This is a genomic window from Streptomyces sirii (genome assembly GCF_045690365.1).
In the GTDB taxonomy this organism is placed as follows: Bacteria; Actinomycetota; Actinomycetes; order Streptomycetales; family Streptomycetaceae; genus Streptomyces; species Streptomyces sirii.
This window is the reverse complement of the sequence record NZ_CP147982.1, coordinates 3,174,387-3,198,796: the sequence shown is the minus strand read 5'-3', so window position 1 is coordinate 3,198,796 and position 24,410 is coordinate 3,174,387. Positions and strand designations below refer to the sequence as shown.

At 69.7% G+C, this 24,410-nt stretch carries 17 protein-coding genes and 1 pseudogene; 4 read left to right on the top strand and 14 right to left on the bottom strand.

The window, feature by feature from the left end; translation table 11 throughout:
* Nucleotides 1-519 precede the first annotated feature (519 nt).
* The gene (locus WAB15_RS14460; RefSeq protein ID WP_399147829.1) at nucleotides 520-1,356 is read left to right on the top strand and encodes an ArsR/SmtB family transcription factor; all 837 of its coding nucleotides are present in this window, start codon (nucleotides 520-522) and stop codon (nucleotides 1,354-1,356) included.
* Between the two features lie 83 nt (nucleotides 1,357-1,439).
* Here the strand turns inward: WAB15_RS14460 and WAB15_RS14455 are convergent, their stop codons facing one another.
* The 4 genes from WAB15_RS14455 to WAB15_RS14440 form a co-directional block, all read right to left on the bottom strand.
* The gene (locus tag WAB15_RS14455) at nucleotides 1,440-2,405 is read right to left on the bottom strand and encodes a TauD/TfdA dioxygenase family protein (protein WP_407286510.1); all 966 of its coding nucleotides are present in this window, start codon (nucleotides 2,403-2,405) and stop codon (nucleotides 1,440-1,442) included.
* A 398-nt stretch (nucleotides 2,406-2,803) separates the two neighbouring features.
* Entirely contained in the window at nucleotides 2,804-3,640 is an 837-nt protein-coding gene (locus WAB15_RS14450; RefSeq protein WP_399147831.1) for a carbohydrate ABC transporter permease, read from the bottom strand.
* Between the two features lie 33 nt (nucleotides 3,641-3,673).
* Nucleotides 3,674-4,624, bottom strand: a complete 951-nt coding sequence (locus tag WAB15_RS14445; RefSeq protein ID WP_407286509.1) for a carbohydrate ABC transporter permease — start codon at nucleotides 4,622-4,624, stop codon at nucleotides 3,674-3,676.
* 37 nt (nucleotides 4,625-4,661) lie between these two features.
* Entirely contained in the window at nucleotides 4,662-5,927 is a 1,266-nt protein-coding gene (locus WAB15_RS14440; RefSeq protein WP_407286508.1) for an ABC transporter substrate-binding protein, read from the bottom strand.
* 346 nt (nucleotides 5,928-6,273) lie between these two features.
* On the opposite strand from WAB15_RS14440, the pseudogene WAB15_RS14435 reads away from it, so the two are divergent.
* Both WAB15_RS14435 and aac(6') read left to right on the top strand, forming a co-directional pair.
* Nucleotides 6,274-6,789 (top strand): annotated as a pseudogene (locus WAB15_RS14435) (hypothetical protein); the annotation flags it as partial.
* Complete coding sequence (gene aac(6') / locus WAB15_RS14430; RefSeq protein WP_407289224.1) at nucleotides 6,763-7,272, top strand: aminoglycoside 6'-N-acetyltransferase; 510 nt, start codon at nucleotides 6,763-6,765, stop codon at nucleotides 7,270-7,272. The pseudogene WAB15_RS14435 and the gene aac(6'), both read left to right, overlap by 27 nt.
* A gap of 120 nt (nucleotides 7,273-7,392) precedes the next feature.
* On the opposite strand, the gene WAB15_RS14425 is transcribed toward aac(6'), so the two are convergent.
* The 7 genes from WAB15_RS14425 to WAB15_RS14395 all read right to left on the bottom strand — a co-directional run bounded on the left by WAB15_RS14425 (nucleotide 7,393) and on the right by WAB15_RS14395 (nucleotide 21,611).
* Nucleotides 7,393-7,773 carry a hypothetical protein gene (locus tag WAB15_RS14425; RefSeq protein WP_407286507.1) on the bottom strand — a complete coding sequence of 127 codons (381 nt, stop codon included), beginning with the start codon at nucleotides 7,771-7,773 and terminating at the stop codon, nucleotides 7,393-7,395.
* Between the two features lie 499 nt (nucleotides 7,774-8,272).
* The gene (locus WAB15_RS14420) at nucleotides 8,273-10,453 is read right to left on the bottom strand and encodes an SUKH-4 family immunity protein (RefSeq protein WP_407286506.1); all 2,181 of its coding nucleotides are present in this window, start codon (nucleotides 10,451-10,453) and stop codon (nucleotides 8,273-8,275) included.
* Nucleotides 10,454-10,599: 146 nt separating this feature from the next.
* The gene (locus WAB15_RS14415; protein WP_407286505.1) at nucleotides 10,600-17,436 is read right to left on the bottom strand and encodes a toxin glutamine deamidase domain-containing protein; all 6,837 of its coding nucleotides are present in this window, start codon (nucleotides 17,434-17,436) and stop codon (nucleotides 10,600-10,602) included.
* Between the two features lie 205 nt (nucleotides 17,437-17,641).
* Nucleotides 17,642-18,145, bottom strand: coding sequence for a hypothetical protein (locus WAB15_RS14410; RefSeq protein ID WP_399147836.1), 504 nt, complete (start codon nucleotides 18,143-18,145; stop codon nucleotides 17,642-17,644).
* A gap of 107 nt (nucleotides 18,146-18,252) precedes the next feature.
* On the bottom strand, nucleotides 18,253-18,633 hold the full coding sequence (locus WAB15_RS14405; protein WP_399147837.1) for a hypothetical protein: 381 nt from the start codon (nucleotides 18,631-18,633) through the stop codon (nucleotides 18,253-18,255).
* Nucleotides 18,634-18,793: 160 nt separating this feature from the next.
* Nucleotides 18,794-19,600 carry a maleylpyruvate isomerase family mycothiol-dependent enzyme gene (locus WAB15_RS14400; RefSeq protein WP_399147838.1) on the bottom strand — a complete coding sequence of 269 codons (807 nt, stop codon included), beginning with the start codon at nucleotides 19,598-19,600 and terminating at the stop codon, nucleotides 18,794-18,796.
* A gap of 82 nt (nucleotides 19,601-19,682) precedes the next feature.
* Entirely contained in the window at nucleotides 19,683-21,611 is a 1,929-nt protein-coding gene (locus tag WAB15_RS14395; RefSeq protein ID WP_407286504.1) for an APC family permease, read from the bottom strand.
* Between the two features lie 337 nt (nucleotides 21,612-21,948).
* On the opposite strand from WAB15_RS14395, the gene WAB15_RS14390 reads away from it, so the two are divergent.
* The gene (locus WAB15_RS14390; protein WP_407286503.1) at nucleotides 21,949-22,662 is read left to right on the top strand and encodes a hypothetical protein; all 714 of its coding nucleotides are present in this window, start codon (nucleotides 21,949-21,951) and stop codon (nucleotides 22,660-22,662) included.
* A 93-nt stretch (nucleotides 22,663-22,755) separates the two neighbouring features.
* On the opposite strand, the gene WAB15_RS14385 is transcribed toward WAB15_RS14390, so the two are convergent.
* The 3 genes from WAB15_RS14385 to WAB15_RS14375 all read right to left on the bottom strand — a co-directional run bounded on the left by WAB15_RS14385 (nucleotide 22,756) and on the right by WAB15_RS14375 (nucleotide 24,407).
* Entirely contained in the window at nucleotides 22,756-23,481 is a 726-nt protein-coding gene (locus WAB15_RS14385) for an RDD family protein (RefSeq protein ID WP_407286502.1), read from the bottom strand.
* 57 nt (nucleotides 23,482-23,538) lie between these two features.
* Nucleotides 23,539-23,844 (bottom strand): ArsR/SmtB family transcription factor, encoded by a 306-nt coding sequence (locus tag WAB15_RS14380; RefSeq protein ID WP_399147942.1) that lies wholly within the window; start codon nucleotides 23,842-23,844, stop codon nucleotides 23,539-23,541.
* Nucleotides 23,845-23,921: 77 nt separating this feature from the next.
* Complete coding sequence (locus WAB15_RS14375; protein WP_407286501.1) at nucleotides 23,922-24,407, bottom strand: SRPBCC family protein; 486 nt, start codon at nucleotides 24,405-24,407, stop codon at nucleotides 23,922-23,924.
* Nucleotides 24,408-24,410 lie beyond the last annotated feature (3 nt).

Sequence of the window (24,410 nt, the reverse complement as noted above, 5' to 3'; positions counted from 1 at the left end):
CCGCAGCGGGCCCCACCGAGGGGCCTGTGGCCCGGGGTTCCCGGGCGGGGGCGGCACCCGTGCGGAGGTGCCGCCCACGCTTTCTCCGGACTCCCCCCTCGGGAGCTGCCGCCACCCCGGTCGGCGCGGGAAGGCGGCCTTCGACGGGGCCGCCGAGCGGCCGGTTGTTTGCCCATCACCCCCCACGGGATCGAGCAATCCGGGCCGTTCGCGCCGCCGTCGAATTGAGTACAGCATTCCGCTCGGCCGCCCGGTCGCGCGACACTTTTCAAGTCTGGCCAAAAGGGCATGGTGACCGCGCGTGTTGGCGTGCATACTCAGGCGTGCCGGGGGCCGACTGAGGAAACCAGAGGTGGGGGTTCGGTGTTACGCGTCCATTTCAGTGGACTCGATCTGGCCCGTGTGCGCATTGCGGCGCGCCCGGACGCACTGTGGGAGACGGTCTTAAGCTTTCATCGACTACGTGACAGACGCGACGATTCGGCGTTCGGCAAATGGCGATCGGAAACGCGCGGAAGGTTGAATGGCGAAGCGCGTCTGCTGGCGCCGCTGGTGCCCACGCGCGGCTATTTTCCCGATTTCCTGACGCCCGCCGAGGGGCTCCTGGGGATGACCGACGCGCTCGCCGCGCTGCGCGAGACACCGGCCGCCCGGCTGCACGACGAACTGGGCCGGCTCTCCAGTACGACCCGCCCGCTCCCCGCGTGGATACGGGCGATGGCCGACGGCGAGACCCGCGCCCTGGGCCGCCTCGCCGGCGTACTGCAGCGCTACTACGAGGCTGCCGTCGCCCCGTACTGGGCGCGCGTCCAGGGCCGTATCGAGGCCGACCGCGCCGCCCGCGGCCGGGCCCTGCTCGACGGCGGCGCGGACCGTCTGCTCGCCTCGCTGCCGCCGATGATGCGCTGGCGTCCACCGGTCCTGGAGGCCGACTACCCGGTGGACCGCGAGCTCCATCTCAACGGCCGGGGCCTGCTTCTGCTGCCGTCGTACTTCTGCCGTCGCACCCCGGTCACCTTCCACAACCCGGACCTGACGCCCGTCCTGGTCTACCCGGTGGAGCACCAGTCGCCCCGCCTCACGCCGATCGCGGCGCAGGAACGTTCCCTCGGGCGGCTCGTCGGCCAGACCCGCTCCGCGATACTCCAGGGCATCGGCGTCGGCTGCACCACCAGCGAACTCGCCCGCCGCGCCGACGTCTCGCTGGCATCCGCCAGTCAGCACGCGACCGTACTCCGCGACGCCGGCCTGCTGACCACCCTGCGGCAGGGCAACGCGGTGCTGCACACCCTCACCCCGCTGGGCGCGGCCCTGCTGCGCGGGGCGCGATCGGCGGAGGGAGTCGGCGCGGCGTAGCGGCGGGCGCGGCGCACGGGCCGGGGTGCGAGCCGGAGTACGGGTGGCCGACGGGCGGGGCGCGGCGGGCGGCGTGTCCCGGGTCAGTACGGACGATCACCCGCGATGGCGACCCGTTCGGCGAGGCGGCGGTGCGCCCCGTAGTCGTTCACCGCGTAGTGCTGGGTGGCCCGGTTGTCCCAGAACGCGATGTCCCCCGCCCGCCAGCGCCACCGCACCTGGAACTCCGGTACGTGCGCCTGCTGGAAGAGCATCCGCAGCAGCCGGTCGCTCTCGGCCTCCGCCAGCCCCACGATCCGGGTGGTGAAGGAGGCGTTGACGAACAGCATCCGCCGCCCGGTCTCCGGGTGCCGGCGCACCACCGGATGCTCGACGGGAGGGAACTCCGCCTGGAATGGGGCCAGTTGAGCCTCGGAGTAGAAGCGCGCGAAGCCCGGAAGATAGTCGTGGACCGCACGCGCGAAATTGATCCGCGTCCGGATTTTCGAAGGCAAATTGTCGTATGCCGCCGCCATATCGGCCCACATCGTGTCCCCACCTGCGGGCGGGACCTCGCGCAGCTGCAACACCGCCCCGAGCGCCGGCCGTTCCCGGAACGTGACATCGGTGTGCCATACGTTCTCGAACGTGAGGGCTCCGGCGGCGGCCTTGTCGAACCGCACCACATCCTTCGAATCGCCCTGCGCCAGGAGCGGATTGGTCTCCAACTCTCCCCAATTGGCGGCGAATTCGCGCTGGGCGGCGGAGCTGAGATGCTGCCCGCGGAAGAACAGTACCTTCCACTCCAGCAGGGCCCGGTTCAGCTCCGTGCGCAGCGCCTCGGACAGCGGCCGGGACAGGTCCAGCCCATGGATCTCGGCTCCGATGGTGGCGGCCTGCGGCACCACCTCGAAGCGCTCGTACGGCCGGTCCTCCCAGTCGTCGGGCGTACGCCGCAGGACGCGCGGCCCCTCGTACAGCCCGTCGGCGGGGATGCGGTGGGGGCGGAGGGCGGGGGTGGTGGGTGCGGTGGATATCGCAGCTGTGGAGGGTGTGGCGGGGGGCGTCATCGGGTCCTCCTGGAGGGAAGGGCGCGGGGAAGGGGGCGCGGGGCGGCGCACGAGAGGTGCGCGTGCGCGGCGTCGCACGGCAGGGCGCGAGGGGTGGCCGTCGGGCGGGGGACGGTCGGGACGGGCCGTAGTGGACCGTCAGATCGCCGTACGGAACCCGAGCGTGGGTGCGAACCCGTCAAGGCCGTACCGAGCCCGCACGGGCCGCAGCGGACCGCCGTCAGGCCGTAGGAAGACAACAGGCCGGGGGAGAGCCCACCCGGCCCCGGCGGCGCAGGAAACTCAGGCCGCGGGGCGCGCACTCGCCGTGGGGGCCGCGTTCGCGCGACTCCGCCTCACCGACGTCCAGGTGCGTGCTCATGCCACGCACCGTACCCGATACGCCGCCCGGCCGCGCCTCAGTCATCGATCCCGCTACGCTCCACCCCCGCGACGATGTACCGCTGGAGCAGCAGGAAGACGACCACCAGCGGGGCGATCGACACCGCGGCAGCCACGAACAGCTCGTGCAGATTGAGGTTCTGCGCGGTGGTGAACGTGGACAGCGCCACCTGCACCGTCCACGCCTCCTGGTCCTGCCCGATCACCAGTGGCCACAGGAACGCGTTCCAGGCCCCGATGAAGACGATCGTGCCGACGGCGGCGAAGACCGGGCGGGCGTTGGGCACCACGATGCGCCAGTACGTCCGCCAGTGGCCGAGCCCGTCGACCCGCGCCGCGTCCTCCAGCTCCTTGGGGAAGCCCAGGAAGTACTGCCGGAAGACGAAGCAGGCGAAGGCGCTGAACAGCGTCGGAATGATCAGCCCGCGCAGCGTCGAGATCCACCCCAGCGTGGACACCAGCACAAAGCTCGGGACGAACGTCACGGCTGCCGGCACCATCAGCGTCCCCAGGATCGCGTAGAAGACGACATTGGCGTACCGGTACGGAATCCGGGCCAGGCCGTACCCGGCGAGCGAGGCCAGCACGACCGTACCGACCGTCGTCGTCACCGCGATCAGCGTGGAGTTGAGCAGCGCCCGCCCCATGGGGAGGCTCGGATCCCGGAAGACCTCGGTCAGATTCGACCACTGCAGATCGCGCGGGAAGAACGTCCACTGCAAAGCGGTGATGTCCCGCTCGGTCGCCAGCCCGTTGCGCACCAGCAGATAGAACGGGACCAGGAACAGCAGTGCCAGCGCGATCAGCAGCACCACCCGCAGCGCCCGCCCCACCCTCGTCAGCGCATCGCCCATGCCGGTCATCCCTCCCCTTCGGTCCTCTCCCTTTCAGTCCTCTGCCTTGCGGCCGAGGCCGAACCAGCGGGCCTGCACCACCGTCGCCAGCGCGATGATCAGCGCCAGGATCACCGCGCCCGCACTCCCCAGCCCGAGGTTCTGGTCCTGCCCCAGTGCCGTGTAGTAGAGGTAGACCAACGGCGGCCGGGCGTACGGCGGATAGCCGCGCGCGTCGCTCAGCAGGTTGTAGAACTCGTCGAACGCCTGGAACGCGTTGATCACCAGCAGCAGCACCACCGCCACGGACGTCGCCCGCAGCTGCGGAAAGGTGATGTGCCGGAAGGTCTGCCAGCCGGGCCGCGCCCCGTCCACCGCGGCCGCCTCGTACAGCCCCGGCGAGATCCGCTGCAGCCCGGCCAGGAACAGAATCATGTAGAACCCGGCCTGCAGCCACAGCCGTACGGTCACGATGACCAGCCAGTACCAGGGCGGATCGGTGGTCGACAGCCAGGCCGTCTGATCCGCGCCGAACCACCCCAGCACGGTGTTGGCCAGCCCGAACCGCACCCCGTTGAAGATCGACAGCTTCCATATCAGCGCCGCGACCACATAGGAGCACGCGGTCGGCAGGAAGAACACCGACCGGAAGAAGGCCTGGGCGACGCGCAGCCGGTTGACCATCAGCGCCAGCGCGAGCGAGAGCGCGTAGGTGGCCGGCACGATGAAGGCGGTGAACAGCAGAAACGTCCCCAGGCTGCCGAGGAACGCCGTATCGCTCAGCATCGCGCCGTAGTTGCCCAGCCCGACGAAGTCCGAGCCGGCCGGGCTGACCGTGTTGTGCGCATCGAAGAAGCTGAGGTAGACGCTCCAGACCAGCGGCACATAGGTGAACAACCCCAGCCCGACCGCGAACGGCCCGACGAACACCCAGAACCACAGATTCCGCCGCTGCGGCCCGAGCAACCGAGCCCGTAACCCCGTCGCCGCCCCGTCCCCCACCATCACTCCTTCTACTTCCGTCTACTTCCCTCTGCTTCGTCTACTTCTTCTTGACGCGCTGAAGCTCGGCACTCACCTTCCGCACCACACCCTTCAGCTCGCTCTCCGGGTTGGCGCCGTCCTTGACGATCCGGCTCAGCGCGTCCTGATAGGCCGTACGGTCCGCCGTCGTCCACAGCAGCGGCTCGGCGTGGCCGTGCTCCGTCGCGTACCGCACCGCGTCCGCGGCCGCCCCCTCCCGCAGCTCCGCGGCCTTCTTCGCCAACGAGATCCGCGCCGGGATGTGGAACCCGTACGACAGCGCGAAGTCCCGCTGAAAGTCGGTCCGCTCCACCCAAAGCCACTTGGCGAACGCCTTCGCCTCCGCCTTGCGCGCGCTGCGCGCACTGACCGCCGAGCCATACGCCCCCACGGGAACGGCCGGCTTCCCTCCACTGCCGTCCTTCGGGAACGGCAGCACCCCGAAGTCGTCCCCCAGCGCCTTCTTGATCTGCGGCAGCGCCCACAGCCCCGACCACTGCATCGCGGTCAGCCCCTGGATGAACGCGGCCGGATCGGACCAGTCCGTAGGCGCCCCCAGCAGCAGCGACTTGTCCGCGTACAACTGCCGGATCTTCCCCAGCACCCGGGCCGCGGCCGGGTCGTCGAACCCGACCTTGCCGTCCTCGTCGATCAGACTCAGCCCGGCCGCGAACAGCGGGGTCCCACTGAGCACCCCCACCCCGCCGTCATTCCCCAGGAACAGCCCCTTGCCCTTGCCGCCCTTACTGCTGAGCGCCTTCGCCGCATCCACCAACTCGTCGAGGGTCCGCGGCGGTTCCACTCCCGCATCCTTCAGCGCACTCCTGCGGTAGTAGAGCAGCTGCATGTCCACCGTCTGCGGGATGCCCCAGATCTTGTCCCGCCAGATCTTCGGCGCGAGCACGGCCTGATTGAAGTCGTCCTTCACCGGCTCGACCTCGGCGGTCAGATCCACCACCTGCCCGCCCTGGATCTGATCCAGCAGCGGCCCGTTGACCTCGAACACATCGGGCCCCGAGTCGGTCAGCAACGCGGCCGCGGTCTGCCGGTCGTAATCCCCCGGCCGCCACTGCACCGACACCTTCGCCTTCTTGTAGGCCGCGGCATACCGCTTCACGGCCTGCTGGGTCCCCGGCTCCCCGTACTGGTGGTACCACTGACTGATCCCCGACCCCGAACCCCCGCCCCCACGCCCCGTATTGGACCCACAGGCGGTGGCTAACGCGGCAGCGAACGCCACCCCACCACCGGCCGCCAGCACCCGCCGTCTCCCGATCCCCGCCATGCCGCAGCCCCCTGCCGCTCGCAACTACCGTCTACCGTCTGATCGCCGTCTGCTCATCGCTCGCTCACTGCCTGCTACATCTCTACGAACCACCCTCGCCCGCGATCTATGCCCACCTACGCCGGCAAACCACTCACGGCCCTGCGCCCTTGCGTCCCTGCGTCCCTGCGTCCCTGCGCCCGTGCGTCCTGGCCACTTACGCCCTCGGGCCCCCAAGCCCGACAATTCGATCGCGTACCCAGATCCCCACTGCCACCCTGCTCCCATGAACGCCACCCCGGCATCTACTCCTGCCCCTGGCCATGGCCCTGCCCATGCCCCTGCGCATACCCCTGCCCCTGCTGAACTGCTGCTGATCGGCGGCCGGGCCGGCGTGGGCAAAACGACAGTCGGCTGGGAGGTCTCCGTCCTCCTACGGAGCGCCGACATCCCCCACGCCATCATCGAAGGCGACTTCATGGGCCAGGTGCACCCCGCCCCGGACGACGACCCGCACCGCTCCCGCATCGCCGAACGCAACCTCACGGCGATCTGGTCCAACTACGCCCAACTCGGCTACCGACGCCTCATCTACACCAACACCGTGAGTGTCCTCCCCGAGAACACGGCAATGTTCGAGCGGGCCATGGGGGAGGGCGTCCGCATCGTGCGGGTCCTCCTCACCGCCTCCGACACCAGCGCCGCCGAACGCCTGACCGCCCGCGAACTCGGCTCAGAACTGGACCACGAGCTGGAGGGCAGCGCCCGCAAGGCACGGCTCCTGGACGAGCGCGCCTCCGCGGACACGATACGAGTGGCCACCGATGGCCGGACCGTCCCGGACATCGCGGCCGACGTGCTTGCGGCCACCGGATGGGTCGGTGGCACCCCCACCCCACTTCGCGGCGCTTCGGTACTCCTCCGCCCGACGACGGACGCCGACACCGCCACCCTCGACCGGATCGTCCGCGAACCGGCGGTCGCGGCCTGGTGGTCGGCGCCGGACGACTACGACGACATGCTCGCCATCGTTCTCGACGACGAGGTCATCGGGGCGATCCAGTACGACGAGGAGACCGACCCCGAATACCGCCACGCGAGCATCGACATCTTCCTCACGACCGCCATGCACGGCAGGGGCCTCGGCACGGACTCCGTACGCACACTGGCCCGCTGGCTGATCCGTGAACGCGGCCACCACCGCCTGACCATCGACCCGGCCGCTGCCAACACCGCAGCCATCCACAGCTACCGGAAGGTCGGTTTCAAGCCAGTCGGCATCATGCGCGCCTACGGCCGCGACTACCGGACGGGCGGCTGGGCGGACGGACTGCTGATGGATCTGATCGCGGATGAGCTGAGTTGAACCTGAGGGCGGTCAGACCGCATGGGCCATGGGCCGGGCGGCTCCAACGCTAAGGGTTGGGATGGTGACGCTTGCGGTAAAGGGAAATCGCCGACTTCGGGGGGAAGTTCGGAACGAAGGTCAACGCTCCGTCGACCTTGGAGACGATGAGGTGGCTGCCGCCGAACGACCGGGGCTCGGTGGGCGGAAAAGTGGCATAGACGAGGTAGCCGATGTCGAACTCTTCGACGTGTACGGATGCCGGGGTGCCATCGTGGCAGAGCGGCTTGAAATTGGTGCTGGCGATTTCCAGTGATGCTCCTCACCCGGCTCCGTGGGGACGCGCAGTGCGTGACCCGTAGGGCCGTCGATGACGAGTTCGCCGCCCATCCAGAAGCCGATCTGGAAGAACGGACCGGTCTCCTCGACGGAGACGATGTCCGGCGGCCAGGAGACTTCGTCGAAGATGCGCATGCGGTGATCGCCGTACGGATAGATGCCCAGGCCGTCTTCATTGCTCATTTCGGGGAGGCCCAATTCGATGAGCGTGCTGCGTCGGCTCGTCAGTGAGTCCGTGGGGGAGTGCGTGTGGCAAGAAGCTACGGATGCTATTGGGTCCGTACAGCTTCACGAGATCTGAGGGGCTGGGCGGAGGGACATCAGTGGGTATGACGGCAGTGGTGAAGGCATAGCGCCCAGAAAGGGGGGTGGAATCCGGGAAGTTGAGTTCATATGCCGGTCGACCCGGCAGGCCTCGTCGTTTGCTGTGCCTCGACGCAGCCGCTCCGCCAAGTGCTCATCGGTGAAAGCCACCCCGTACTCGCCGGACACCAGATGGGAGGAGAAGTCCTCCAGCACGCCATGGAGAGTGTCTTCGGTGACCGGCTCCCTGCCGAGGGCCGTGGTCAGTTCGACCCAAACGCGCAAGGGCACGATGCGGGGCCGGGCCAGCGCCATCATGACAGTTGGCTCTGGTGGTAGAGGCGATTGCCGACTTTGCCGGCAGCGCCGACCGCGTTTCTCACACCATGTCAGGGTCGTCCCAGTGACCGTTGAGAATGGCGGTCCAGTGGGGATGTGAGGCAGCAACCGGGTCGATCTCGCGAGCCCAGGAGGTCAGACTGCGCTTGGCGTCCAGCTCTTCCGACCAGACGGTGAATCCGCTTTCGCGGCGCTTCACTGCGAGAGCCAGCAACGTACAGGTCTGCCTCAGACCACTGCTGACGAGGTAGTCGGCATCGCCGTCTCCCACGTCCGTGATGAAGAGATGGCCTGAGGTGCCGTTCAGCAGCAATTCCCCCCTGACCCATCTGCCGACGTTGAAGAAGGGGCCGGGGCCGGCGGAGGCAGGCAGGACGGAGGGTCGGGCGACTTCTGCCATGACGGGCGTCTGCGCAAAGCCGAGGTATCGGAACTCGTCGTCAAGGACTGGAAGACCGACCTCGGTCAGGAAACGTACGGTGTCGGCGTGCACTATGGAATCCGGCAGCGCGCTGCCGGACACGACCTGACACGTGCCCTGACCGAACGCACTCTCGTACCAAGATCGTGCAGGCGGGGTATCCGCACGCAACGCGTCGGGCAGAAGCCACACCGCGGAGGTGTTATGCGTGGTGAGCAAGGGGCGACTACGCCATTGAGGCCGGACGGTCACGCGAGTCGGATCGGATACACGGAGGGCGTAGATGCCTCCGGAACCACCATGGACCTGCATTCGATCGGCCGCTTTGACCAGGCATGTGGTGGACGACGGGGCTCTCGGCGCGGGTGTCTGCTCCGCTTCGTCCGGCTCTTCGACCGGTTCGAACGCCCGGCCGCTCGCCTGGTCGATGTCGGTGTCGTCGTCGTAATGCAGTTGAACCTGCACAGCGCTGCCCAGAGGCTCTCCGTCATTGAGGCTCCACAGCCTCTCGACGGCATACCAGTCCGCATCGGGATCCACGTCGTCTTCTAGCTCGTCCTCGTCGATCTCCAGCTGACTGGCGACCACATCGACGCCGTTGGCGATACCGACGACGAGTTCCTCTGCCTTCGCGGCGTCGTGCTGAGGTGACGGACCGAAGAGGGTGAAGGGCCGCCAGCGGGACCAACAGGTCAGCCACGGAAGTGCACCGGCTGCACGTGACAGGGCCTCGGCAAATTCAATGGCACCGCGATTCAGCGATGCCCAGTGGAGCCAGGAGAGCCATTCCTCGTGGGTGGTGGGCTCGACGCCGGCTGCCTCAAGGTAGTGGGCATCCGAAGCCGGAAGCCCTGCCGGGATTCCCGCGGGGTAGGCGATGGAAAGTCCGGTGAGCAGCGCGTGCCGGTCGACGTTCGCGAGAAAGCGCGGATCCTGCGAAAGGTCGGCCAGTACGCCGGCCGCCGCGCAGTGGAGAGGCAGTGCACGGGAGGCGTACTCCGTCACTGGGCCTTGTTCACGCCAGGCTTCGGGAATGTCGTTCCGGCGGAGAGACTGGTCGAGCAGGGCTTCTACGATGCGTACCTGCTCCACCTCGGAGAGCGGCGTGTCGGTACGCAGTAGCTGGCGCACGCCGTCCCTGTGAAATCCAACGCGCTCTGTTCCTGCATCGTCGGACCACGACGTCAGGAGATGCGGCAGGGCGCTGACCACGTGGCGCAGGTCGGCAAGAGCACCTTGAAGGCCGAGTGGAGTGCAGAGAGCCGACCAGGCCTCAAGCGGGACTTCCCGGGTCTCGGCAGCGGCCAGTGCGCGCAACTGAGGGAATCCCGCGAGGGATTGCCTCAACGGCGGTTCGGAACTGGCCGGTGCTTCGAGCGACGGAAGGATCTCCACCTCAAGGCTCGACGGCAGCGGCGCCCGTACCTGTTCCTCATCCACTTCGAAGAGGACGGCGACCGGGCACTTGCTGCTGCGAAGGAGCGGAATGATGACGTGATTGAGCACACGCTCGGGCTCTGCTGACGTAGCCGTCACGCCCGCCCACTGAACATTGGCCAAGAGAACGACGGCATGTTCCTTGCCATGTGTCCATTGCGCGAACGCATCGGCCAGCGGGGTGTTGCGGGTACGGAGGAACCGCTCGTCGAATCCCCAATTGCCGATCATTCGCGTAGCCACTTCATCGGCTGCCAGCCCACGGCAGTCGACATACAGGGAAGTGCCCGGGCTGAGATCCTGGACAGCCTCTTCCGCCTGCCGCAGACAGGACGACTTTCCCGAGCCGACCGGGCCGGTCACGGGGAGCTTGAGATGGCGCCGCCCCGGCTCCTGCAGCCACTCTGTCAGGCGGGTGACGACAGCGCTCCGAGACACGGCACTTCACTCCGATCGTTCGCGAGATGTATGGGGGTGGTGATGCGAGCCGCACGGTACTACGGGGTCAGCTATGAGTGCACCTTGAGCCATATACCCAGCAACTCACCGCGGACGCGGTCCATATCGTCCTTCCATTGCTGCTTGAGTGCTTCTTGGGCCTCCTTCGTTGTCTTGCCATCGGCGAACTCTCCGTAGCGGTAGCTGGTTCCGTACGAAACTTCCATGGGGTTTTTGTTCGCTGGAGTGGTCAGCTTCCCCTGCTTCTTCATTTCGCCGTGAGGGACACGTTCCTCACCCTTCGGGCGGTCCAGGTTCTCGCTGATGTAGTGAGCGCAAGCTGCGCCGCCGAGGTCGCCGGCATTGCCGCATGGCTCGTATTCGGTGAACATCGCCGTACGTTTGAACTTATCTTTGTCGAGTTCGCGCAGTCCCTCGCCCGCGGCAGGCTCAGAGTGGTCCGGGTTCGGCACTCCCTCGCCGGGGGGGACGGACGATCCGATGATGAAGTGTACGGATTGGCTCCCGTCGTCGCCGGTCTCCGTGACTTCGTATACTGCGTAATTCCGTCCCGAGAAATCTGGCAGGGCTGCCGTGTCCGACATCTTGGAATCCAAGATGCCCTTGATGCGGTCCCGCTCTGTTCTGAGGTCGCGCCGATATTTCTTGGCTTCCTCGTTCGTCATGTCCGCGGGTTCCGGAACATTCTTTTGGGCTACGTATTCGATCACCCGTCCTCGGGTGTCATTGATTTTCTTTTCGCCCGGCTTGTGGTCCTTGTGGTGCTGGAGTCCCTCCGGGTTGATGTTGTGCCCGGCTATCTCAGTGTGTTGTGCGTGATAGTCGTAGCTCAGCCGGGCGAGACAGGAGACGGTGGCAAGCCTTTCGTGCTGCTTGAGCCCCTTGTAGTTGTCGCCCAGAAGGTTGCCCAGGTCGTCTTCGCTGATCCGGCCATTGTCTCGGATGTGATCGAAGACGTTCTGCAGCGGTGACTTGCCCGTGTTCGCGTCCCGCTCCGCCCACCCGTCCAGGTTGCCCAGGACCCTGTCCCAGTTCACCTGGCGCACGACATGCGTCACGCGGAGGCGCTGTTGAGCCTCGTCGCCGAGCATGCCTTGGACGGCGTGGTCCGGCCCTTGCTCTTGCCCGTAACCGGGAGTGCCTTCAGCCTGCTGGGAGTCGAGAGGCTGCTGCATCGCCTCGCGGGTCTCTTTCGCCGGACGAGTTTTCTTCTTCTTGGCTGCAGGTTTTTCCTTCTCGTCGGACGTCTCATCCGCTTTGTGCTTCCCTGCCGGCTCGGCCGGTGGCCGGCGGGTCCCATCGGCGCCGGGAGGCGTGGGAGTTCCGGTGCTGGTGGCGGGGCGGCGGTTGGGGTCGAGGGGGATGGCGTGGACGCCGTTGGTGCCGTCGTGGAGGGGGGTGTCGCTGCGTTGGCCGGTTTGGGCGTCGACGTAGGTGATCTTGCCGTTGTGGTTGACGACGTTCCAGGCGTGGGCGCGGCCGTTGTTGTCCTGGGTGATGATGACGGCTTGGGAGCCGTGGCCGGCGCTGTGGAGGTCGTTTTCGAGGCGGTGGAAGGCGTCGGGGCCGTTGCCGTAGTCGTTGAAGCGGGCGCCGAGGGTGTTTTCGATGCGGTCGCGGCCGTTGTTCTCGCCGCGGTCGGAGGGGGTGCCGTCGGGGTGGGTGTCGGGGGTGCGGTGGGCGGCGGCGGTGGGGTTGCCGGAGTAGGTGTCGGCGGTGGCGAGGGCGGCGTCGACGCAGTTGTTGTTGCGGCCGGGGGTGTCGGGGCCGGGGTCGTTGATGGAGTCGACCCAGTTGCCGTTGTCGGGGTCGGGGTGGCGTTGGGGGGTGCCGTCGTCGTTTCTGGGGATCGAGTCCTCGACGTGCTGCTGGTGCTCGTCGGTGGGGCCTTCGAGACCGCCGGGGCGCTCGCGGTTGCGGGTCTCGGAGGCGGGCGGGTGATCGTCCCGAGGGTCACTGTGACCGTCGGCGTCGTCCCTGTGCTCCGAGGAGGACTCGTTGCCGTTGTCGTCCGTGTTCTCCTCTGGACGGGAGGAGTGGTCGGAGTCGGTGTCGGCGGGGCGCTGGGCGGTGTCGTTCGCGTCCGGCTCGGCGCGGTCGTTCGGGTGCTCGGCGTCCGGGGTCGGTGAGCTGCCGGCGGCGGTGTCGGGGACCGCTGCCGGGTATTGCGGGTGCTGTGGGTTCTGCGGGGCCTGCTGCTGGTACGGGTTGTTGTTCGGGGGCTGCTGGTGCGGCTGCTGGGTGTAGGGGCCCGGTTGTTGCTGATGCGGCTGCTGGGTGTACGGGTTCTGCTGCTGTTGGTACGGCCCGGGCTGCTGGTGCTGCGGCTGGGCGTACGGACTCTGCTGTTGGTACGGCCCGGGCTGCTGGTGCTGCGGCTGGGCGTACGGACCCTGCTGCTGGTACGGCCCAGGCTGCTGTTGCTGGGGCTGCTGGGTGTGCGGCTGCTGCTGGTAGGGGTTCTGCTGCTGTTGCTGGGCGTATGGGTTGGGCTGTTGGTACTGCGGCGCGGGTTGCTGGTGGGGCTGCTGGTACGGGCCCGGCTGTTGCTGGTGGGGCTGGGCGTACGGTCCGGGCTGCTGCTGGTGCGGCGCGGGCTGTTGCTGGGCGTACGGGTTGGGCTGTTGGTGCTGTTGGTGCTGTGGAGCCGGTTGCTGGTGGGGCTGGTACGGGCCCGGCTGTTGTTGGTGGGGCTGCTGGTATGGATTTGGCTGCTGCTGGGCCTGCTGGGCCTGCTGGGCCTGCTGGGCCTGAGCGTGCTGCTGCGCCTGGGCCTGGGCTTGGGCCTGTGCCTGTGCCTGCGCCTGCTGTTGTGCGTGCGCTTGAGCCTGCTGCTGTGCCTGCTGCTGTGCCTGTGCCTGTGCCTGAGCCTGTGCCTGTGCCTGGGCTTGTGCCTGAGCCTGAGCCTGCTGCTGGGCTTGCTGTTGTGCCTGTGCCTGCTGCTGAGCCTGAGCCTGAGCCTGTGCCTGTGCCTGTGCCTGCGCCTGTGCTTGAGCCTGCGCCTGTTGCTGAGCCTGGGCCTGCTGTTGAGCTTGGGACTGCTGCGGTTGGTTCTGGGCCTGCTGCTGGTTCTGGGGTTGGGGCTGGTTTTGGGCCTGGGGCTGTTGCTGTTGGTTTTGGGGAGCGGTGGGGTCGAAGGGCTGGCGGTTGGCGTCGGTGACGAGGTGCCAGACGTTCTTGGCCTGGGTGTTGATGGGCTGGTCGCTGATCGTGCCGGTCTGGCTGTCGACCCAGACGACCTTGCCGTTGTGGTTGACCGCGTTGAAGACGTGGGCGCCGCCGTTGGGCCAGGTGACCAGTACCGCGGCCGCGGCGCCGGGGCCGGCCTTGCGGAGGTCGTCGGCGATCTGGGCGTAGCCGTCCTTGGCGTTCTGGCCGGAGTTGCGGAACTTGGCGCCGGTGTACTGCTCGATGTTGGCGGTGCCGTTGTTCTCGCCGGACGCGCGGTCGATGCCGCCCTTGCCGTCAGGGTCGAAGGTGCGGGGCGCGGACACCTGTGGGTTGCCGTACCAGGACTCCATGAAGGAGCGGGTGCAGTCGGCACAGTTGTTGGAGCGGCCGTAGACAGTGGGGCCGCCGTCGTTCTGGAGCTGGGCCCACGGCTGGAACGGGTCGTTGAACGCCCGCGGGGTGCCGTCCGGGTTCCGCGGGAAGTTGTTCAGCAATGCCTGCTGGTCGTGCGGGAACGGCGAGTACAGGCCACCCGGCTGGACGTTGAGGCCGAGCCGTACGTCGTTGTGGCTGCGGAGGTTCTGGGGCTGTGCGACCGGTGGCTGGTGCTGTGCTTGCTGCTGTTGGTGCGGGGTGGGCTGGGTCTGCTGGGGGTTCTGGTTTTGCTGGTGCGGCGCGGGTTGCTGCTGGGGGACCGGCTGCTGGACGTACGGGCCAGGCTGCTGCTGTTGGGGCTGTTGCTGCGGGGTCTGCTGCTGGGGCGTCTGCTGCGGCTGCTGCTGTTGCGGCGTGGGCTGCTGGTGCTGCGACTGCTGCGGCTGCTGGTTCTGGTGCGGGACGTTCGGGTTCGGCGTGTTGGGGGTCGGGGCCCCAGGGCGTGTGGGGACCTGGGCGCCGGGCTGCGACGGCACCTGGGCAGGGGCGTCGGTCTGCGGCCGGTCCGTACGGGTGGGGGCGGGGGACTGTGGCGCCCCGTCGGGACGCGTCGAGTCGGGGTGTGTGGTGTCGGGGCGTGATGCGTCCGGGCGGGCGCTGTCGGGACGTGTCGTGTCGGGGCGTGACGCGTCCGGGCGGGTTGCGCCGGGCTGGGCACCGTCGGGGCGAGTCGCATCCGGGCGGGTGCCGTCGGGCCGGGTGCCGTCCGGCCGAGTGCCGTCCGGCCGAGTGCCGTCGGGACGGGTGTTGTCGGGCCGCCCGGATTCGTCGTTGCGGGCGGGGCCGTCGAGGCGGGGGTTGTGCGGGGGACGCTCGGGGGTGGGCTGTTGGGTGTGGTCCTGGACGATCTGGGAGCCGTCGGGGCGGCGGTTGTTGCCGGGAGGCGTGGTGGGTGCGTCGCGGCGGGGGCCGTCCAGGCGGGGGTTGTAGGCGGGGCGTTCAGGCTGCCGCTGTTGGGTGACGTCGCGGATGGCCTGGGAGCCGTCGGGACGGCGGTTGGTGCCGGCCGAGGGGTTGGTGTTCCCGGGTGTGCCGCTGCGGGGCGGGGCGTTGTGCGGGGGTGTGGAGGTGCCGCCCTGGGGTGGGATTCCGCCCATCATCGGGCCGGGGGTTTGGGGGGTGTTGGGCTGCTGTCCCTGTTGGGGAGCCGATGGGCTGGGGGTGTTCGCGGTGGGGTCGGTGGTGTGTTGGGTGGGTGGGGGGAGGGTGGCGGTGCCTGCGGACTGGGTGGAGACGGTGGTGTCGTCCGGGTCGTCCATCGTGGGCATGGGGTCGCCGGGGGCAGGGTCGCGTTGCTGGATGGGCTGGCCGGAGGAGGGGGTGTGCTGGACGGGGGCGCCCTGGGGCGGTGTGCCGACGTGCGGCATGGAGGCACGGCCACCGCTGCCGCTGTTGTTGGTGTTGTCCCCGTTGCCGTTGTTGTTGCCGTCGGCGGAGTTGTCGCCGTAGGAGGGCTGGTTGCCGGCTACCGGGTCCGGGATCGGTGAGGGCGAGGGCTGAGGCGCGTCAGGGCGCGAGGGCCCACCCTCGTGGGGGGTGGAGTCCGGCGCGGGCTGGGTGCTGACGGGGTCCGGGGTCGGGGTGGGGCGGGCGCCGTCCGGGGTGGTGTCCGGTGCGGGCTGGGTGCTGATGGGGTCCGCATCCGGGCGGTCCGGCCGCGCGAAGTCCGGGGTGTTGTCCCGGGTGGGCTGGGTGCTGACCGGGTCGTGGTCTGGGCGTGCCGCGTCCGGGGTGTGGTCCGGTGTCGGCTGGGTGCTGATGGGGTCGTGGTCTGGGCGTGCCGCGTCCGGGGTGTGGTCGGGCGTCGGCTGGGTGCTGATGCCGTCTGTGTCCGGGCGCGAGGAGTCCGGGCGCGAGGAGTCCGGAGTGGGGCCCGAGTCGTGGGTGTTGCCCGAGTCCGGGGTGGGACCGGCGTCCGGAGCGTGGCCGGAACCGGAGTCGGAGTCGGGGGAGTTCGAGTAGGGGCTGTCGTTGCCGCCTCGGTAGCCCTCGTCGAACGGGGAGCGCTGGTCCGGGGGCGGCAGGGGCTGCGCGTCCGGGACGTTGTGGGCAGGGTCGGAGCCCGAGCCGTTGGAGGGGCTGTGGGAGGAGGACGGGTTGGTGCCCGTGCCACCGGAGTTCGCGCCGTCGCGGCCGCTGGAGCCGGGGCCGTCGGTGGCGCCGGTGTTGTCCGAAGCGCGGGGGCTGTGGCTGGTAGAGCCGCCGCCGTCGGAGCCGCCGCGGTTGCCACCACCTGCGCTGTTGCCGCTGCCGCTGCCACCGGAGTCGCTGGAGGAACTGCCCGAACCGGAACCCGAACCGGAACCCGAACCCGAACCGGAACCCGAACCGCTGTCGGAGCTGGAACCCGAGCCCGAGCCCGAACCGCTGCCGGACCCACCCCCGTCGGATCCACTCCCCGACCCCGAACCCGACCCCGACCCCGACCCCGACCCCGACCCAGAGTCGGACCCCGACCCGCTGTTCGACCCCGATCCGCTGGAGCCCCCGTCGCCGGAACCCCCGCTATCCCCGCCGTCGCCGCCGTCGCCGCCATCGCTGCCGTGCCCGGCGGCGGAGTCCAGGCCCTGACGGGCCCGTCGGCCCGCGCGGCCGCCCGCACCGTCACGCAGGCCCTCGCCGAGGGACTCGCCCATGTTCTCGACGGCGTCCGTGGCGGCCTTCTTGCCCTCCTTGGCGGTCCGGCCGAGGTCGTAGCCCTTCTGGGCGCCGAAGTTCTGGTTGACGGTCTGGGCTATGAGGTCCGAGGCCATGGCCTCCAGCGCGGAGATCACCGGCTCCTTGGCGGCCTCCATGATCGCGTCCAGGAGCTGCTTGGCCACCTCCTTCAGGATCCGCCGGACCATCTCCCGCGTGGCCAGCGTCGCGGCCGCGCCACCGATCTCCGACAACCCCAGCGTGAACGGAGCGGCGGCCTGCGCGGCGATGATCTCGGCGGCCAGGATCGCCAACTGGACGATCACCGCAACCTTCATGCCGATGACCAGCATCGCCGCGGCCTCCAGCGTGAACGCGATGACCTCGGCCGCCTGCGCGGCGTCGTTGAGGTAACCGGAACCGCCGGAGAACTTCTCCCACGTCTTGCTGAACCCCTCGATGGCATCGCCGGAGTTCTCGCCCAGGACATTGCTCGCATAGCTGTTGCCCTGGGCCGCATGACCCTGGACCTCCGACGCGAACGTGCGCCACACCTGCGCACACTCCATCAGCTTGTCCTCGTCAGCATGCGGCCAGTTGAAGCCGAGCATGTCCAGGACCCACTCAAGAGGATCCGGCAGCATGAGAGACAAGGTGGAACTCCCCCGTGAAAAAGTGCAATCAGGCGTAATGCGGACGCAGGGTGTGCGGAAGGGCTGGTGGCTGAGCCAACATCCCGGAGATCGGAAGCCCTGGGTTCAGGTTCAGAACCCCGGAGATCGGGACCCTGGGATCAGAGCCCTGGGGGTCGAACCTTTGAGGTCAGAGCCCCGGGGCAGACGTGTGGCCTCAGCCGCCGGCCGGTCTCCAGGAGACGCGGACCGCGCTTTGGTCCTCCTTCGTCGGGTCCTGCCACGCCCGCTTGTTCTCGACGTGCTGCTTCATCAGCGAGTCGTTGAAGTCCTCGTTCTCGGCATGGTTCTTGGACATCGAGGTCAGCGCCTTGCCGATCTCCTGGAACTTGGCGGCCAGGTGACCCATCGACTCGTACATGCCGTCGCGGACGCCCTCGTAGACGACACCGAACTTCTCGCCGATCTCGTCGTCCCCCCACGGAGGAGCGTCGGCCTTGCTGGCGAACGACGTCAGACCGCTGACGAACTGCTCACCGAACGACTTCTTCTCCGGCGGCGGCCCCTCCGGGGGCTTGCTCGGCGGCCCCGCACCCAGCGCGCTCAGGCCGTCCATGAGCCGTGCCACCGACGAGTCGAAGTCATCGCCGAGCTTGACGAAGTTCGTGCCCTCGGCCTTGAGGCCTTCCACATTGGTCTGGAACCCACCAGCGCCAGCCACAACGTCCCCCGTGTTCGTAATGGTTACCCAATGAGATATTCAAGCCAAAGCTTAACCGGCGGCGCTGACGGCTCACCAGGCCCCGCCCGTTGCCCCGGACGGCGCGCTCAGGCCTCGCTCGGGCGGTAGAAGCGGTGGTAGAGCTCCACTGCCGCCTCCGGGGGGAAATTGGGCAGGAACGTCACATCCCCGTTGGTCTTGTTGATGGCGACCTGGCTTCCCCCGGGGTCGGCCGGCGGGGCGGTGGGGTCCTCGGGCGGCGGCCAGCTGGCGAACACCAGGTAGCCGAGATCGAATTCGTGGACGAACAGACCGGCGGGGCCGCCGGGCGAGCCGACCTCGGGGAAGTGCTGCCGACCGATCTCCAGCGCCTCTGCCTCGTTCGTCGGCACCGGCCGCGGTCCGGCGTCCGCCGGCTCCGGGGGGAGCGGGGGAGGCGTGGGCGGCAGGCCGGGAGGCTGGCTGCCCGTCTGGTCGGATTCGGTCATGGTGCGTCTCCTTTGGTGCTGCTCCTGTCGGTGACCGTCAACTTAACTCACGCGTGAGTGGCCGGATTGGTTCGTGTGAGGGCTCCGCAGATCCGAAGCCGATGCGCCATCCGAAGCCGATCGGCTGACCGAAGCCGGCCAGCCACCCGAAGCCGATCGGCTATCCGAAGTTGACCAGCGACAGCCAGAACTCCAGCAGGTCCGTGTCGCCCACCACCTCGAAGGCTTCCTCGTCGGTGGAGCGGCGGCCGTAGACGAGCAGCAGGAGGTCCGTCAGCGGTGCGCTGACGGAGACCGCGGCCGGTTCCTGCGCGCGGCGCCAGGCCAGGGTGTCGCCGGTGAGGTCGACGAGCCAGTGGGCGGCCGCCGCCGGCGGGGTGTCCGTGGCGTGGAAGTGCAGAGTGCGGCCGGGGCCGAGGAGGGCGCGGCGGTCGGGGTGGTGGTCGAACATCTCCGGGAGCGAGCCCAGTTCCATCCACTCGTCGAGGGCGTCGAGGGCGATGCGCTGGTCGACGGTGAAGTCCGCGCCGAGGATCAGGGTCGCGTCGGCTCGGTGGATGACCGTCTCGTGGGCCATACGGCGGGCGAAGAAGGCCGGGCTGCCGGACGGGAGCGGGGTCCAGATCCGGGCGTCGGGGCCGGCGGCCCGGAGCGTGTCGGCGAGCAGCCGGGCGCCCTCCGTGAGCCAGTCGGCGAGCTCCTGCGGGGTCCGGTCGGACGCGCGCGGAAGGACGCGCAGCGCGGTGTCGGGCGGCGGCTGCGCGGCCCGGGTGCGGACGATCTCCTCGACCCAACGATGGGCCTCGCCCAGATGCCGGAGCAGCTGGGCGAGGTTCCAGTCGGGGCAGGAGGGCACGGACGCGGTCAGATCCGTGCGCGCGTCGAGGCAGGAGCTCAGCAGTCCGGCCTCAGCGACGATTTCGGCGCAGTGCCCGTCGTAGTCCATGGCGGCATAGGTGGCTTCCATGACCTCACGGTAGGTCGCGCCACCGACAATCAGCCGCTCCCACATGCGGCCGCGGCCGGCCCCACACGTAGGGACAGCAGCCCTACACCCGCACGGCCGCCTCCAGCCGGAACCGCAGCCGGCAGATGACCGCGTCGGTGTCCCGGCGGATCGCGTGGGCGACGACCGCGCCGCGCTGGTTCTGCAGCAGGCGCTGCCACAGGTGGGCGGGCTCGGCCTCCGGGATCAGGACGGTGATGCGGGTGCCGGGCCGCTGGGCCGTCAGGTCGGTGACGTAGTCGGCTATCGGGCGGCCCAGGGAACGGGTGGCGGAGGGCAGTTCGAGGAGCTCCACGCCGGGGTTCCACAGCTCCCAGTCGCGGCGCAGCGCCTCGGCGGCCGGGCGGTCCTCGGGGGTGCCGTACGTGACGGTGACCGCCACCACCTCATCGCCCAGGGACACCGCCGCGTTCAGCGCCTCACAGGTCAGCCGGGACAGATGCGATACGGGGACGATGACCAGGGAGTGGGCGCGGCGCGGCGGCTCGGGGACCCGGCCCAGGCCCAGGCGCTCGCCGATCCGGCCGTAGGCGCGGTGCACCGCTTCGAAGGCGAGGACCAGCAGCGGCAGCGCGACGACGATGAGCCAGGCGCCCTCGGTGAACTTCGTCGCGGTCACGACGACGGCCGAGACGCCGGTGAGCAGCGCGCCGAAACCGTTCAGCAGGGCCTTGCCGCGCCAGCCCGGCGAGCGTGCCAGGCGCCAGTGCCGGACCATGCCGACCTGGCAGATGGTGAAGCCGACGAAGACGCCGATGGCGAAGAGCGGGACGAGGGTGTTGACGTCGCCGCCGGAGAGGACCAGCAGGGCCGCGGCGACGGCGGCCAGGGCCAGCACGCCGTGGCGGTGGACCTGGCGGTCCGCCTTCAGACCGAAGACGTGCGGCAGGAAGTTGTCGCGGGCGAGCAGGCCCATCAGGACCGGCAGACCGCCGAAGGAGGTGTTCGCGGCCAGCGCGAGCAGCACCATCGTGGCGAACTGGACGACGTAGAAAGCCCAGTTGTGGCCGAGCGAGGCGTCCGCGAGCTGGGCGAGGACGGTGACGCCCTCGACCGGCTGGAGGTGGAAGCGGCCGATGAGGACGGACAGGCCGACCAGCATCAGGCCGAGCAGGGCGCCGAGCGCGACCTCGGTGCGCTGGGCGCGCTTGGCGGCCGGGGCGCGGAAGGACGGCACTGCGTTCGCGACCGCCTCGACACCGGTCAGCGCCGAGCATCCGGACGCGAACGCCTTGAGCAGCAGCAGGGCTCCCACCGTGGTGGCGTTGTCCGCGAGGACCGAGGCATGGCCGTCGGCGGTGACGGTGGAGGCGGGCGCGTCGCGGAGGAGGCCGACGACGACCATCGCGAGGATGGCGCCGATGAAGACCGCGGTGGGCGCGATGAACGCCTTCGCCGAGTCGACGATCCCGCGCAGGTTGATACCGGTGATCAGGACGAGGACCGCCAGGCAGATCCAGACGCGGTCCTCGTAGAGCGCGGGGAAGGCGGAGGTCAGCGCCGCGACGCCGGCGGTCACCGAGACCGCCACGTTGAGGACGTAGTCGAGGATGAGGGAGGCCGCGGCGACCAGTGCCGTACGGCGGCCGAGGTGGGCCTGGGCGACGGCGTAGGAGCCGCCGCCGTGGGGGTACGCGGCGATCACCTGGCGGTAGGACGCGACCAGGACGGCGAGCAGCGCGGCGATCGCGAGCGTGACCGGCAGCGTGAAGCCCAGGCCGTAGCCGCCCGCCGCGGCCAGGACCAGCACGATCGACTCGGGGCCGTAGGCCACCGACGCCATGGCGTCGAGCGAGAGGGCGGCGAGTCCCTGTAGCGAGGTGAGGCGGTGGCGGGCGTCGGGCTCGGGGGCCTGGGCGCCTTCGGCGCCGGTGGCGGCCTCGCGGGGGCCGCCGGGCCGGGTGGTGACCGCGCCGGTGACGGTATCCGGCGGTTCTTCGGGCCGCCCATCGGGCTGGGACACCATGGACATCTTTCGTCGTACCTCCGTACGGCACGGCGGCCGTAACTCGGTACGGCACCGTGGCGCTGTGCTGGACCAGGCCAGCGTGCGGGCCGCGGTGGCCGCCGTCTGCGGGCCTTGGCGGCTCCTTGGCGGGCGAAAGGGTGTTCTTCACGCGTTCTTGACGGGGAGGCGGGCGTTCTCGGGCCGTGCCACCGGGGAACGCGGCCGGTTCTGGCGTCCGCGGTGGCCGCTTTTCGGCGTCCGCGTCAATGTCGCGTCATCGCCGCGTCAAGGTTCGAGGGGGCCGCGTCAGCGCCGTGCAAACGACCCCCGGCCGCCCGGGGCACCGCCCTAGCGTCCACGCATGGGACGGCGACGTGGCCTGGGGCCCGATTTCACGAAGGACGACGGGGACGACGGCGATGGCGGAGACGGCGGGGCCGACCGGGCCGGTGCCGGAGGGACGGGTGAGACGGATGCGACACGACGGACGACGCTGGGAAGGGCCGCGGCGGGACGGGCGGCGGACGGACGACGAGGTGTCCGGCCGGCCGTCCCTCCACCGCCGGTGCGCCGCGGCGAGCCCGTCCGGGACCGGACCTGGCTGCCCGAGCTGCGAGCGGCGATCTGGTGCACGGCCGGGCTGTTCACCGTCATGCTGCTGGTCGACCTCGCCAACGGGACCCTCGTTCCGTGGCGCGCGCTCTGCTGGACGGCCGTCGCGCTGGTGCTGTTCACGGTCCTCTACCCGCCACGGGTGACCGCCGGCGAGCACTGGCTGGCCTCCCGCGGACCGGTGCGCACCCGCACGGTCCGCACCGATCTGCTCGTCCTCGTCCGCCGCGGCGACGGGGTGGCCCCGCGCCTGGTGCTGCGCGACGCCCTGGGCGGCCGGGTGGAGCTGGACCCCAAGGTGCTCACCGCGAATCCGCTGCTGTGGCACCGCCTTGAGCGGGGCGTACGCCGCTCCCGAGAGCACGGGTGGCTGCGCTGCGGTGCGGTACCGATGCAGGCGCTGGCGGACCGGATCGATCACGACGGTGCGCGGGCGGTGTTCGATGCGTCCGGGCTGGAGTGACCGACTCCCGGGCGAAGCCCGTACGTTGAACCCCGCCCGCATCCCGCCCGCGTCGTCCCGTCTGCAGCCCGTCCGAACCTCGCCCGCGCCCCGTCAGCGACCGGGCGTCGAACCGGCTCCGGCTCCCCGCAGATCGCGGAAGCGGACCAGACGGATCCCGCAGAAGTCCTCGGGGCCTTCCGCGGCGTCGAAGAAGGCGGCGATGATCCAGACCAGTATGAAGAGATAGCCGCCCAGCCAGCGGCGGAACAGCCGCGGCAGCCGCGGACGGCTGGCGTCCGTTTCGCGGATCACGCGGGTGCGGACGGCGAACTTGCCGATGCTCGCGCCGCCGATGCGGGTCAGCACGACGTGGTTGAGGAACGAGAGTCCGAAGCCGGCGCCGAGGGTGGCGTAGAGGACCTGCATGTCCGGCAGGCCGGCGCGATCGGCGGCGCGCATCGCGATGAGCGCGGCGCCCAGGGTGAGCAGCCCGTCGAGGAGGACGGCGCCCAGCCGCCGCATGTCGTTGGCCTCGCGGGGGATGTGCGGGGTGGCCGCCACCGGAGGGTGCGGCTGGTGCGGAGCGGGTTGCTGGTACGGGCCCGGCTGCTGCTGGTACGGGTGTTGCGGCGCCTGTTGCGGTGCCTGCTGCTGGTACGGGTGCTGCGGCCCCTGCTGCGGGTACGGCCCCTGCTGGGGGTATGGCTGCTGGTGCGGGTATGGCTGCTGTTGGTAGGGCTGATACGCCTGTTGTTGAGCGGGCTGCTGATACGGATGCGGGGGCGGCGGGACCTGCTGCCCAGGCTGCTGCTGCGGGGCGGACTGCTGCTCGTACATGAATCCGGATTTTTCCATGCCGTGCGGGTCGGCGTCGCGGCCCCGTCCGTCGGTGCGTCAGCCTTCTTCGGCCAGGCGCTTGATGGCCGCGAGCCGGGTGTCCCAGGTGGCGGCCACCCGGTCCATCCACCGGGCGGTGACTCCCAGTTGCTCCGGCCGGACCCGGTAGCGCGCCTCCCGGCCCTCACGGTGTCCGGCGACCAGCCCGGCCCGGTCCAGGATCCCCAGGTGCTTGACGATGGCCTGCCGGCTGACGGGCAGTTCGGCCGCCAGGACCGTGGCGGTCGCCTCGCCGTGCGCGGCGAGGGCGTCGAGTATCCGGCGGCGGGTCGGGTCCGCGAGCGCGGCGAACACCTCCGCCACGGCGTCCGCGCCCGCCCCGGACTCCCGACCCTGGGGCGCCCCGGACTCCCGGCCCGCACCCGCTCCTTCGTCCGTCGTCATGCCGCGAGCCGCTCCGCGTACCGCTTGATGTTCTCGGCCTGGCCGGACCAGCCTGCAAAGTGGCTCTCGTATCCGGCGGTCGGCATCCGCTCCTCGGGGATGACGATCTCCTCGAAGCCGGTCTCCACGACGCGCAGGCGGGTGCCGTCGCCCTCCGGCGTGAGCGTGAACTCGACGAGGGTGGAGTTGTCCTCGACCGCCACCTCGCCGGGGTGGGCGCTGGCCCAGCGGTACGAGAAGTAGTGCGGCGGGTCGACCTTCACGATGGTGGTCGGGAACTGGCCGTACTCGCCGTGGTCGAGGTGCATGATGCCGCCCGGTCGCAGGTCGATCGGGGCGGGCTCGCCCTGGCCGAACCACGAGCCGACGTGCTCGGGCTCGGTCAGCACCGCCCAGACCCGTTCTACGGGCGCGGCGATGCTGATCTCCCGCTCGATTCGGTTGCGATCCTCACCGGTGGCGTGGGCGCTGTGCGTGCTCATGGG